The organism is Actinomadura sp. HBU206391, assembly GCF_014323665.1.
Classification (GTDB): domain Bacteria; phylum Actinomycetota; class Actinomycetes; order Streptosporangiales; family Streptosporangiaceae; genus Actinomadura_C.
Map to the genome: position 1 here is coordinate 1 of NZ_JABVEB010000169.1, position 12447 is coordinate 12447.

Genomic DNA, 12447 nt, shown 5'->3' on the forward strand with positions numbered 1-12447 from the left:
TGAACCCGTCCATCCGACCTCCAAGCGACAGGCCATGGAACATCCAAATTTGGAACACTCATGCATGAGTGTACCGCTGCCGAGGCCGGCGAACCGCGCGGGTGAACGGCGTCAGCCCTCGGTGGTGGTGGAGAACACCTCTTCGCGGGCCTGCACCAGAGCCGCGTGCAGGGCACCGCGGAGCACCGGATTGCCCTCGACATCGGACACCGTGACCTGGGGCCGCGTCGGACAGATGCGCGCGACCGCCTCCTCGATCCGGCCGGCCAACGGAACGCCGCCGGCCCGCCCGAGGTCACCGGCGATCACCATCAGCCCGGGATCGAGCACGATGTTCACCGAGGCGACCCCGTAGGAGATCCGGGTGGCGAGCTCGTCGAGGAACGCTCCCCCACGCTCCTCGTCGGCCGCAGCGGACCGGACGCACTCGATCGCGGAAGGCTCGGTGAACCCGTGCTCCCTGGCCAGCTCGAGCACGGCGTCGGCGCCGACGAGCGAGCCGAACCCTCCGGCGAGCGTGGGCGTGCCCCACGTCATCGATTCGGTGACGCCCTCGGGCAGCGGCACCCCGGGGACCGGTAGGTAGCCGATCTCGCCCGCGCCGCCGGACATGCCACGGTGGAGGCGGCCTCCGAGCATGACGGCCAGCCCGATCCCGCGATCGACCCAGACCAGGGCGAAGTCGTCGGCGCCGACCGCCGCGCCGTAGGCCCGCTCGGCCACGGCGACGAGGTTGACGTCGTTCTCGATCACCACCGGCCTGCGCAGATCGGTCCGCAGCCCCTCCAGCACGCCCTCGTGCCAGGCGGGGAGGTCGAAGGCGAACTGGACGTCGCCCGTACGGGGGTCGACGACGCCCGGCGAGCCGATCACGAAGGCGTTCAGTCGCGACACCGCGACCTTGGCGGAGCGGCACGCCTTGACGACCGCGTTGTGCACCACGGCGACCGGGTCTGCGGCGCCGTTGGGATCGACGGTCACCTGGCTGATGATGTGGCCCGTGATGTCGGCGATCCCGGCGGTCACTCCGGTGGGCCCGACCTCCACACCCGCGACGTAGGCGCTCGACGGCACAACGGCGTACAGGGCGGCGTTCGGGCCGCGTCCGCTGGCCTGCTGCCCGACGACCTCGACGAGCCCGCGCTCTTCCAACCTGGACAGCAACTGTGAGGCGGTCACCTTGGACAGCCCCGTGCGGGCGCCGATCTGGGTCCGCGTCAGCGGCCCCTCGGCGAGCAGAAGCTCGAGTGCGGCCCGGTCGTTCAGCGCACGCAGCAGTCTCGGCGTGCCGGGGCCCTGGGCCATGCTCGCTCCTTCTATTTCAATGTGCTAACAGCGGGTATTATTTAGGAAAGTTTCTTGTTATTTTACGTAGCGTCCTACCGACTCAGGCCCTGGGGGCGTGCGCACAGCGCCGACCGGTAGGAGGGCGCCCCGCGACCAGTGCGAATACAAGCCGGACATGGCATGGACCTTACGGGTTTCCAGCCGGTCTGGGCCGCCCCACGAGCCGCGAGGCGACGCCGGACAGGGAGATTTCAGTGATATTGGGGAAGATTACGGCCGACGCGGCCGTCATCGTGGCCGCGCGTCACCGCGATGGGGACAGCGAGTCATGACCGCGGCCGACATCGCCCGGCTGGCCCGTGCCGTCCTGCTCGTGTCCTTCGCCGGCCCCACGCCGCCCCGCTGGGTGCTCGACCACCTCGAACGCGGCCTCGGCGGCGTCACGCTGTTCGCCATCAACGGCAATGTGCCGGGCAACGAAGCCCTGGCCACGCTGACCGCCGAGCTGCGCAAGGCGGGCGACCCCGTCATCACGATCGACGAGGAGGGCGGTGACGTCACCCGCCTGGCGCATACGACCGGCAGCCCGTATCCCGGCAACGCCGCACTCGGCGCGGTGGACGACCCTGAGCTCACCCGGCGGGTCCACCGGTCGCTCGGAGCCGAGCTCGCCGGCGTCGGGGTGAACCTCAACTTCGCCCCGTCCGTCGACGTCAACACCGCCGACGACAATCCGATCATCGGGACCCGCGCGTTCGGGTCCGATCCGCTGCTCGTCGCCCGGCACGCCGCGGCGGCCACCACGGGCCTGCAGGAGGCCGGCGTGGCCGCCTGCGCCAAGCACTTCCCGGGGCACGGGGCCACCCGGGAGGATTCTCACCTGTCCGTGCCGATCGTGGACGCCGATCTCGAGCTGCTCGACCGCCGCGAGCTCGTGCCGTTCCGGGCCGCCATCGAGGCCGGCGTCAAGGCGGTGATGACGGCGCACCTGAACCTGCCCTCCATCACCGGCGGCGAGCCCGCGACGCTGTCCGGCGCGGCGATCACGGGTCTGCTCCGCGAGCGGCTCGGCTACCAGGGGGTGGTCGTCACCGACGCGCTCGACATGCGCGGCGCCAGCGGGAAGATCGGCATCCCCGAGGCGGCGGTACGGGCCCTCATCGCCGGCGCCGACCTGCTCTGCCTCGGTTCCCAGGAATACGAGGACAGCGTTCGGGCCATTCTCGACGCCATCGTCGCGGCGGTGCGGTCGGGCCGCCTGCCGGAGCGTCGGCTGGCGGAGGCGGCGGAACGGACCGAGCGCCTCAAGGCGTGGCTGGCGCTCGGCGGCGCGAGCACCGTCGACGCGACCGTGGGCATGGAGGCCGCGCGCCGGGCGGTACGGCTGTCGGGTGAACTTCCCGAGCCCGGGTCTCCCGTGGTGATCGAACTGCACGCGCCGGCCAACATCGCGGTCGGGCCGGTGCCCTGGGGACTCGGCCCCTGGCTGCCGGACGGCGATCTCATAAGGGTCGACGGCGCCCCTGTCGACCCCGCTGATCTGTTGGAACGCGCCAGCGGACGGCCGCTCGTCGTGGTCGTCCGGGACGCGCACCGTGACGCCGGTCAGCGCGCGATCGTGTCCACGCTGCTGGCCGGTCGTTCCGACGCGGTCGTCGTGGAGATGGGGCTCCCGGTCTGGCGTCCCGAGTCGGCCGGGTTCATCGCGACCTACGGGGCGGCGTACGCGAACGGGCGGGCGGCGGCCGAACTGCTCGGTCTCGCCGCGGAGTAGCCGGGAGCACGGAGTAGGCGGCAGAAGCCCGACTACTCCGATCGGTAAGAGATAATCACCTCATGAGATTGTCCGCCCGAGTTGATTACGCGCTACGCGCGGCCGCCGAGCTCACCGTCGCGGGATCCCACCCGGTGACGGCGGTTCAGCTCGCCGAGGCGCAGCAGATCCCGCCCAAGTTCCTGGAGAACATTCTCGGCCAGCTCCGCCGGTCCGGTCTGATCCGCAGCCAGCGAGGCCCGGACGGCGGCTACTGGTTGGCCAGGCCGGCCGAGCAGATCTCGCTCGCCGACATCATCCGCGCCATCGACGGCCCCCTGCTCGGCGTCCGCGGAGAACGACCCGAACACCTCGGTTACGCCGGCGCCGCGCGCTCACTGCAGGACGTCTGGATCGCCCTGCGAGCCAGCGAGCGCTCCATCCTCGAACAGGTCAGCCTCGCGCACATCGCCTCCGGCGATCTCCCGGACGCGGTGCGCAAGCTGGCGGACAACCCGGCGGCATGGGAATCCGCGGCCTTCGGCTGAGCGCCGCCGAGCCTGCGGTAGAGGCACCGGTGAGATGCCGGTGCGTATTTGGCGAGGATGCCACCGAGGTGCTGCTGAGGTAGACGTGCCCGAGGGAGATGTCGTCTGGTCGACGGCGCGGCGCCTGCACACGGCCCTCGCCGGGCGGCCGCTCACGCACAGCGACTTCCGCGTCCCCAGGCTCGCGACGACCGACCTGCGGGGCCGGCGCGTGCACGAGGCGCTCGCGCGCGGCAAGCATCTGCTGATCAGGGTCGAAGGGGAGCTCACCGTCCATACCCATCTGCGGATGGACGGGTCATGGCGGTTCCGGCGGCCCACCGCTCCCCCACCGCGCGATCACCGCATCCGGCTGGCGCTCGCCAACGCCGAATGGCTCGCGCTCGGGTATTCCCTGGGCGTCGTCGAGTTGCTGCGCACCGGTGAGGAGGACCGCGCCGTCGGCCACCTCGGCCCGGATCTGCTCGGTCCCGACTGGGATCTGGACGAGGCCGTACGCCGCCTGCGCGAGCGGCCTGAACGCGCGATCGGCGAGGCGCTGCTCGATCAGCGCTGCCTGGCCGGGATCGGCAATCTCTACAAGTGCGAGGTGCTCTTCCTGCGCGGCGTGTGGCCGTGGACGCCGGTGGGGGACGTACCGGATCTGGAAGGCCTCACCACGCTGGCGCAACGGTTGCTCGACACCAATCGAGGCCACTGGTCCCAGAGCGTCACCGGGTCACTGCGCCGGGGCGAGACGAGCTACGTGCACGGCCGCCGGGGAGCGCCCTGTCGGCGTTGCGGCCGTCCGATCCGCAAGGTGGACCAGGGTGAGCGGCTCACGTACTGGTGCCCCTCATGCCAGCCTGAGCCCAACTGACCGGCACGGCCGGCCGACACCGCGGGGCAGTACCGCCGCGCAGGCGACCTGCGCCGGCGGGTAGGCCGGTGAACGCGGTGTCCGCCCTGTCAGGCAGCCACCATGTCGCCACGAAAGGCGTCGCCTGCGATCTCTTCCGGGGTGGCCGGGATGCTCTCCGCGGAGATCCTCTCGGCCTCGATGGCGGCACCGTCCAACCGCTCGTGCGCCGGGGGCGCGCCGGCCATGACGGGCTCGTGCTGCAGCTCGGCGAGCGCCAGCAGGTCCGACACTTCTCGGAGCACATGGGACAGCGGCACGCCAAGAGCCTTGCAGATCGACGCGAGCAACTCCGAGGACGCCTCTTTCTGGCCACGCTCGACCTCGGACAGGTAGCCGAGGGAGACCCTGGCCGCCGCCGACACCTCCCGGAGGGTGCGACCCTGGCGCAGCCGCAGCTGCCGCAGTACGTCACCAAGCAGCTGGCGAAGCAGGACCATCGTCTCGCTCCCTCCCATAATTCGGACCCTCTAACGGTTCCACCGTACCTGCCTTCGCGGTAGGCATGGCAGACCGAAGATTTCATGTTCGCTCCGAACGTAACGCTGTAATCAGGCCGTTTCTTCCCGATCTTCCAGGCCATCGGCCCATTCGTGCGCCGCGGCGACTCCGAGTATCTGACGTCGCAGCAGGTCAAGGGCGTGAACGACGGTCATGCGGCGGATCAGGGGTCGTGCGCGCTCGTCCGGTCCGTGCACTGGAAGGGGCGGTGACTCCACGGCCGACATGCCGCCAGGTCCGGTCACGGCCACGTGCACGGTGCCCACGGGCCGCCCGTCCTGAGGGTCCGGACCGGCCACCCCGGTCACCGCGAGGCCGTACGAGGCGCCCAGACGCTCGCGCGCGCCCGCCGCCATGGCCAGCGCCACGTCGGGATCGACGGCGCCGCGTCGGTCGAGCAGCTCGCCGGGCACCCCCAGCAGCGCCTCCTTCAGCGCGGTCGCGTAGGCGACGATCCCGCCCGCGAACGTGGCCGAGGAACCGGGCATGGCGGTGAGCTCGGCGCCGAGGAGACCGCCGGTCAGCGACTCCGCCACCGCCACGGTGGCGGATCGCTCGGCCAGCAGGCGGTGCACCACCCTGTCGAGGGTGTCGCCCTCGGCCCCGTAGACCGCGGTGCCGAGCAGGTCCCGGGTGAGCTCCTCGGCCTCCCCGAGCAGCACCTTCGCGTCGGGCCCGCTCGCGGTGATCCGGACCTTGACCTCGGCCGGGTCGGGCAGGTACGCGAGCCGTACCCCCTCGAGCGCCTCCACCGGCGCGAGCCGGGTCGCGAGCACCGATTCCCACACGCCGGCGGTGCGCAGGGTGCGCCTCAGGGGAGCCTGGCCGGCCACGCGGCCGCGCAGCTCCGGCAGGAGCCGATCCGTCGTGATGGCCCGCATCTCGTGCGGCACCCCGGGCAGCGCGTACACCACCCCGCCGGGTAGATCCATCCGGAGGCCGGGTGCGCCGCCCACAGGGTTGCCGAGCAAGGTCGCGCCCTCGGGCACCTCTGCCATGCGCAGGACCATCGGCCGGAACGGGCGGCCCGAGGCGGCGATCCGGTCCCGCAGCCGCTTCTCCAACGCGGGGTCGAGCAGCAGCCGCACCCCGGCCGCCTTGGCCAGCGCGTCCCGGGTGAGATCGTCGTAGGTCGGGCCCAGCCCACCTGTAGTGATCACCGCATCGGCCCGGCTCAGCGCGTCCTCGGCGGCCTCGATGATGATGTCGAGCCCGTCGCCGACCACCACACTGCGCGTGACCTCGACGCCGATCTCGGCGAGCCGCTGCCCGAGCCAGGCCGCGTTGCCGTTGATCGTGTCACCGAGCAGCAGCTCGTCCCCGATGGTGAGCAGTTCGACGCGCATGGCTCAGGAACTTACAAGGCGGCGCAGGACCGCGCCGCAGCGCCTGGCATGAAAGCGTTGGAGGAACGGCGCGAGCCTCCCTGAGGCCTCCGCCGGCCGGCTGAACGCCAGCACGGTCAGCCACACGTCGTCGATGTCGTCGCGCTCGACGACGAACCCCTCCTCCCCGGCGGCGAAATGCCCCGGGAGGGTGCCGTAACCGAATCCGGTACGCCGCTCGCCCTCCTCGGCCCAGACGACGAGGGCCGGAGCGCTGAAGCGCAGTGGTCCGACGCCCACCTCGCAGTTCACATGCACACCGGGCCGTGCCCGTGGAGCGGAGGCGGCGATCCGCACGCCCGCCGCCCGGTGCATCCACCACTCCAGCATGGCGTCCGAGGCCGCCGCCATCACCGCGGGCCCGGTGCCGACGAGCGTCCGGTGCCGCAGATGCCGGTAGCCCTCCGGGAGCCGGCCGTCCCGGGTGGCCGCGACCTCTTGGTAGGTGAGGTTCACCGGACGGCCTCGCGGCGCAGGCGCCAGGCCCGCACGAGGTAGTCGAGACCGGTGACGACCGTGACGATCAGCGCCGCTCCCATCACGGCCCAACGGAGCGGGTCGAGCGGGCCCGGCACGATGAACAGCGTGATCGCGATCACCTGCAGCATCGTCTTGAGCTTTCCGCCCTTGCTCGCCGGGATCACCCCGTAGCGGATCACCACGAACCGCAGCAGTGTGATGCCGATCTCGCGGACCAGGACGACCGCGGTCACCCACCACCACAACTCTCCGAGCGCGGACAGGCCGATCAGGGCCGACCCGGTCAGGGCCTTGTCGGCGATCGGGTCGGCGATCTTGCCGAAGTCGGTGACGAGGTCGCGCCTACGGGCCAGTTCCCCGTCCACCCAGTCGGTGGCCGAGGCGACGCAGAACACCACCAGCGCGGCGAGCCGGGCGCCGGTGCCGCCCGCGAACAGCAACCAGGCGAACACCGGTACGAGCGCCAGCCGAACCATGGTGAGCAGGTTCGCGACGTTGTAGACACTGGCCCGGCGGGCTGGCTGAGCATCCTTGCCCGGCTCCGTAGGCGGAACGGAGACGTGTTCCGGCCCGGTCATCTCGGACTCGCGGTCTCCAAGGCGTCGGCGACGAGGTCGACGCCCTCGGCAGCCGTGACGCGCGCGTGGACGATGTCTCCGGCGGTCAGCTCGCCGCCTGTCACGATCACGGTGCCGTCGACCTCGGGAGCCTGGTGCGCCGCCCTGCCCTCGTACCGGGTCTGGGCGGTGCCGCCGCCCGGGCCGGGCTCAAGGCGCTCCTCCACCAGGACGTCCACGACCGAGCCGAGGCGCTCCTCGGCGCGCTGTGCCGTGAGCTGCTCGGCGAGTTCGGCGACCTCGGCCAGCCGCCAGGCGACCTCGTCGTCGTCGAGCTTGCCCTCGAGGGTGGCCGCCTCGGTGCCGTCCTCGTCGGAGTAGCCGAAGACGCCGATCGCGTCGAGCCGCGCGGCCGACAGGAACTCCGTGAGCTCCCCCAGGTCCTCCTCGGTCTCGCCCGGGAAGCCGACGATGAAGTTGGACCGCACCCCGGCCTCCGGCGCGAGACCCCGGATCTGGTCGAGCAGTTCCAGGAACCGCACCCGGTCGCCGAACCGGCGCATCCGGCGAAGCACCGGACCGCTCGCGTGCTGGAAGGACAGATCGAAGTACGGCGCCACGCCCGGCGTCGAGCACAGAACCTCGATGAGGCCGGGCCGTAGCTCGGCGGGCTGGAGATAACTGAGCCTGACCCGCGAGATCCCGTCGACGGCGGCGAGCGCCGGCAGCAGCGCCTCGAGAGCCCGTAGATCGCCCAGATCCTTGCCGTACGACGTGGAGTTCTCACTGACCAGGACGAGCTCGCGCACGTCGTGGCCGGCCAGCCAGCGGGCCTCCTCGAGGATCTCCGCCGGCGGGCGGGAGACGTAGGCGCCGCGGAATGCCGGGATCGCGCAGAACGTGCACCGCCGATCACAGCCGGAGGCCAGTTTGAGCGGCGCGACCGGGCCGCCGCCGAGCCGCCGCCGCAGCACCCGCGGGCCGGACGCCGGCGCGATCCCGTCGGGAAGGTCCGCCGCCGCCCCGTGGCCGGGGATGTGCACCGTCGAGGACGCGCGCTCCACCGGCGTGAGCGGCAGCAGCGTACGGCGGTCGCGTGGCTGGTGGGCCTCGCGGCGCCGCCCCGCGAGAACGTCGTCGAGCCGCTCCCCGATCCGGCCGTAGTCGTCGAAGCTCAGCACGGCGTCGGCCTCGGGCAGCTCCCGGGCCAGTTCGGCCCCGTACCGCTCGGCGAGGCAGCCGGCGGCGACGACCTTGGCGCCGGAGTCTCGAGCGGCGAGCAGCGTGTCGATGGAGTCCTTCTTCGCCGCGTCGATGAAGCCGCAGGTGTTCACGACCACCACGCCGGCGTCGTCTGCGTCGTCGACGAGGCTCCAGCCGGCGCCTTCGAGCCTGGCCGCCAGTTCCTCGGAGTCCACCTCGTTACGGGCGCAGCCGAGCGTGACGAGGGAGACGGAGCGGTCGGCGGCACTCATGCGCGGCATCCCTTCCGCGCCGCCCGCGCACCGGAAGACGAGACGAGCGCGGCCGTGGGCGCCGCAGGAGATGTGGACATGCCCCTAACGGTAACGGCCCCGGCCACCCACGCCGGACAACGGTTCTATGCCTCTCGTGGGTCGCCGGGTCCGAAGCTCAGCCGGAGCACCTCTCCGGAGGCTCCCGGAGCACCGAGCTCCTTGCCGTTGACGGTGAGTTTGACCCCGCCGCCGTTGCCTATGAGAATCCGGATCCGCTTGGTGGTGCTCCACTCCCTGACGTCGCCGCGCCGCATGAGACCGCTGTAGATCTCTTTTCCGCCGGCGTCTCGGACGTTGAGCCAGCTGGCCCGCCTGGCCCGCACCCTGAGCTCGACCTGCTTGCGCGGGACGGCCGGCGCCGCACGGTCACCGGCGCCCGTGGATGCCGGCGGCCGCGCCTGCGGGGCGGCGGGCGGGTGAGCGGTACGAGTGGGGGTGCCGTCGCCGCTGAACACGCGGACCAGCCCGTAGATGACCACGAAGACGAGCGCGACGGCCATCGCGGCGGTCCAGTTCGGCGCCCGTCGTTCCCGGATCTGCACCGGGATCTCGGGCTCGAAGGCGGTGACGGCGGACAGCGCCTCGGGCGAACCGTGCGCGGCGTCGTACTCCCGGACCAGCGGCTCGGGGTCGATGCCGATGACCTCCGAGATGCTCCGGATGTGGCCGCGAGCGTAGAAGTTCCCGCCGCACATGGTGAAGTCGTCGCGCTCGATGCCCTTGATCACGGTTTCCCGTATCCGGGTCTGCGTGCTCACCTGCGTGACGGTGAGACCGGCCTCCCTGCGCTGCTCCGCCAAGGTCTCGCCGATCCGCACGTTGAGCCTCCCGGGAAAATTCGGGCCGACGCTCCCCCTGCGCCGTGCGTCCTTGCGATCCCCACTCCCGCGCCCAGTCTAGAAACGCGGACACCCGTTAAGCGATACGCAACGCGGCACGAAACTGCCTAGTTTTCGACTGTCCGGTAACCACGGTCTCAGTCCCCGCCCCTGAGCTGGGCGATCACTTCGGGAAGATCGTCCGGTTTCGCCAGGACGTCTCGGGCCTTGGAACCCTCGCTCGGCCCCACGATGCCGCGGCTTTCCATGAAGTCCATCAGCCGGCCCGCCTTGGCGAACCCGACCCGGAGCTTGCGCTGCAGCATCGAGGTCGACCCGAACTGCGTGGACACGACCAGCTCGATCGCCTGGGTGAGCAGATCGAGGTCGTCGCCGATGTCCTCGTCGATCTCCTTCTTCTGGGTCGCGACCTCGGCGACGTCCTCGCGGTAGGCCGGTTCCATCTGCCGCCTGCAGTGGGCGACGACCGCCTCGGTCTCCTTCTCCGAGACGAAGGCGTTCTGCAGCCGCATCGGCTTGCTGGCCCCCATGGGCAGGAACAGCGCGTCACCCTGCCCCACGAGCTTCTCGGCGCCGGGCTGGTCGAGGATGACCCGGCTGTCGGCCAGCGACGACGTCGCGAACGCCAGCCGCGACGGCACGTTGGCCTTGATCAGGCCCGTCACGACGTCGACGCTGGGGCGCTGGGTGGCGAGGACGAGGTGGATGCCGGCGGCCCGGGCCAGCTGGGTGATCCGGACGACCGAGTCCTCCACGTCGCGGGGGGCGACCATCATGAGGTCCGCGAGCTCATCGACGATCACCAGGAGGTAGGGGTAGGGCTGGTAGACGCGCTCGCTGCCGGGCGGCGCCGTGAGCTTGCCCGCCCGTACGGCCTTGTTGAAGTCGTCGATGTGCCGGAATCCCGACGCGGCGAGGTCGTCGTAGCGCCGGTCCATCTCACCGACGACCCACTGCAGGGCCTCGGCGGCCTTCTTGGGGTTGGTGATGATCGGGGTGATGAGGTGCGGGATCCCCGCGTAGGACGTGAGCTCGACGCGCTTGGGATCGACCAGCACCATGCGCACCTCGTCCGGGGTCGAGCGCATGAGGACCGAGGTGATCAGCCCGTTGATGCAGGTCGACTTGCCGGCTCCGGTCGCACCCGCGATCAGCATGTGCGGCATCTTGGCGAGGTTGGCGACGACGGTGCGGCCCTCGACGTCCTTGCCCAGCCCGACCAGCATCGGATGGTGCTCGTTCGTCGCGGCGGGCGAGCGCAGCACGTCGCCGAGGCTGACGATGTCCTTGTCGGCGTTGGGGATCTCGACGCCGATCGCGGACTTGCCCGGGATCGGGGAGATGATCCGTACGTCACCGCTCTTGACCGACAGGGCGATGTTCCTGGTGAGCGCCGTGACCTTCTCGACCTTCACGGCCGGGCCCAGCTCGATCTCGTAGCGCGTGATCGTCGGGCCGCGGGTGAACCCGGTCACCTGCGCGTCGACGTCGAACTGCTCCAGCACCCCGGTCAGGGCGCTGACCACGACGTCGTTGGCCTTGGTGCGCGGCTTGGACACCGAGCCCGGGCGCAGCAGCCCGGGGGTCGGCAGCTCGTAGATCTCGCCTGACGACGACAGCGGCAGTTGCTCCGACCGCCGGGGGGCCGGTGAGGGGTCGGGCGCTGCGATCACCGGCTCGGGGTCCATGAGCTCGTCCATCAGATCCGGGACGGCATCGGGCTCGTGGTCGGGACTCTGATCGGGCCCGGGATCGGTTCCCTGGCCGGGCTTGCCGGGCGGTGCGGGACGCTTGTCCGCCACCACCGGAGTGTCATAGGGCTTCTTGTGGTCGCCCGTCTCGATGTCGTCGGGCTTGCGCTGTCTGGACCAGGACTTGCCGGCCTTGCCGCCCTTGCCGTCACGGGCCGCGTCTCCGGCGACGGGCCGGTCCCGGAGCATGACCAGGTCGTACAGCCGGACCAACCGCTCGGGAATGCGGTGCACCGGCGTCGCGGTGACGACGAGCAACCCGAACCCGGCGACCAGCACGAGCAGCGGCACGGCCACCCACGCGCCGAGCAGGCTCTCGGGCAGCGCCGCCACCAGCCAGCCGACCACCCCGCCGGCCCTGCGGACCGGGCCCATGCCCCGGTCGGGGTACGGAGTGCCCGCCCCGATGTGGGTGAGGCCGAGGACTCCGATGAGCAGTGCGCTGGCTCCGATCGCCATGCGGCCGGTGTCCTCGTTGCGCTCCGGGTGGCGCAGCAGCCGCCAGGCCAGCAGCGCCACGAGGACCGGCAGCAGCATGGCGAACGCACCGAACCCGCCGCGCACGACGCGTTCCAGGGCGATGGTGGCGGTGCCCTGCGGCTGCCACCACGTGACCGAGGCGAGCACGATGGACAAGCCCAGCAGGGTGAGGCCGGCGCCGTCGCGCCGGTGCTCGGGGCGCAGGTCGCGCGCTCCCTGCCCATAGGCCCGGAAGACCGAGCCGACGGTGTGCGCGATGAGCAGCCAGATCCTGGCGATGAGCCGGAAGAGGCCGAAGATGACCTGCGCGATGGGGTCGGGCTTCTGCGGCTTGCGCGGCCGGGCCGCGCCGCCGCCCGCCTTGGCCCGCGACGTGGCCGGCTTACGGGCGGACGTGCCCGAGGACTTGCGGGCCGCGCCTGCGCGCGCGCCCGAAGAGCCCTTCGATCCC

11 protein-coding genes are annotated in these 12447 nt (G+C 71.4%); 3 read left to right on the top strand and 8 right to left on the bottom strand.

The window, feature by feature from the left end; genetic code table 11:
* Positions 1–111: 111 nt before the first annotated feature.
* The gene (locus HKK72_RS29230) at positions 112–1305 is read right to left on the bottom strand and encodes an ROK family transcriptional regulator (protein WP_187237658.1); all 1194 of its coding nucleotides are present in this window, start codon (positions 1303–1305) and stop codon (positions 112–114) included.
* Between the two features lie 310 nt (positions 1306–1615).
* On the opposite strand from HKK72_RS29230, the gene HKK72_RS29235 reads away from it, so the two are divergent.
* From HKK72_RS29235 to HKK72_RS29245, 3 genes are all read left to right on the top strand, one after another.
* The gene (locus HKK72_RS29235) at positions 1616–3061 is read left to right on the top strand and encodes a glycoside hydrolase family 3 protein (protein ID WP_187237659.1); all 1446 of its coding nucleotides are present in this window, start codon (positions 1616–1618) and stop codon (positions 3059–3061) included.
* Between the two features lie 62 nt (positions 3062–3123).
* Positions 3124–3588 (top strand): RrF2 family transcriptional regulator, encoded by a 465-nt coding sequence (locus HKK72_RS29240; RefSeq protein ID WP_187237660.1) that lies wholly within the window; start codon positions 3124–3126, stop codon positions 3586–3588.
* A gap of 85 nt (positions 3589–3673) precedes the next feature.
* Positions 3674–4447 carry an Fpg/Nei family DNA glycosylase gene (locus tag HKK72_RS29245; protein WP_187237661.1) on the top strand — a complete coding sequence of 258 codons (774 nt, stop codon included), beginning with the start codon at positions 3674–3676 and terminating at the stop codon, positions 4445–4447.
* A gap of 89 nt (positions 4448–4536) precedes the next feature.
* On the opposite strand, the gene HKK72_RS29250 is transcribed toward HKK72_RS29245, so the two are convergent.
* The 7 genes from HKK72_RS29250 to HKK72_RS29280 all read right to left on the bottom strand — a co-directional run.
* Positions 4537–4926, bottom strand: coding sequence for a helix-turn-helix domain-containing protein (locus tag HKK72_RS29250; RefSeq protein ID WP_187237662.1), 390 nt, complete (start codon positions 4924–4926; stop codon positions 4537–4539).
* 111 nt (positions 4927–5037) lie between these two features.
* On the bottom strand, positions 5038–6333 hold the full coding sequence (locus tag HKK72_RS29255) for a CinA family nicotinamide mononucleotide deamidase-related protein (protein ID WP_187237663.1): 1296 nt from the start codon (positions 6331–6333) through the stop codon (positions 5038–5040).
* A 3-nt stretch (positions 6334–6336) separates the two neighbouring features.
* A complete protein-coding gene (locus HKK72_RS29260; protein WP_187237664.1) occupies positions 6337–6828 on the bottom strand; it encodes a DUF1990 family protein in 492 nt (163 codons plus the stop codon).
* Positions 6825–7328, bottom strand: coding sequence for a CDP-alcohol phosphatidyltransferase family protein (locus HKK72_RS29265; RefSeq protein WP_410050355.1), 504 nt, complete (start codon positions 7326–7328; stop codon positions 6825–6827). The genes HKK72_RS29260 and HKK72_RS29265 overlap by 4 nt, the downstream gene beginning before the upstream one ends.
* 98 nt (positions 7329–7426) lie before the next feature.
* Positions 7427–8884 (bottom strand): 30S ribosomal protein S12 methylthiotransferase RimO, encoded by a 1458-nt coding sequence (gene rimO, locus HKK72_RS29270; RefSeq protein ID WP_261987310.1) that lies wholly within the window; start codon positions 8882–8884, stop codon positions 7427–7429.
* 125 nt (positions 8885–9009) lie between these two features.
* Positions 9010–9744 carry a helix-turn-helix domain-containing protein gene (locus tag HKK72_RS29275; protein WP_187237667.1) on the bottom strand — a complete coding sequence of 245 codons (735 nt, stop codon included), beginning with the start codon at positions 9742–9744 and terminating at the stop codon, positions 9010–9012.
* 158 nt (positions 9745–9902) lie between these two features.
* Positions 9903–12447, bottom strand: a 2545-nt coding sequence (locus tag HKK72_RS29280; protein WP_261987311.1) for an FtsK/SpoIIIE family DNA translocase, incomplete at its 5' end; no start/stop codon positions are given.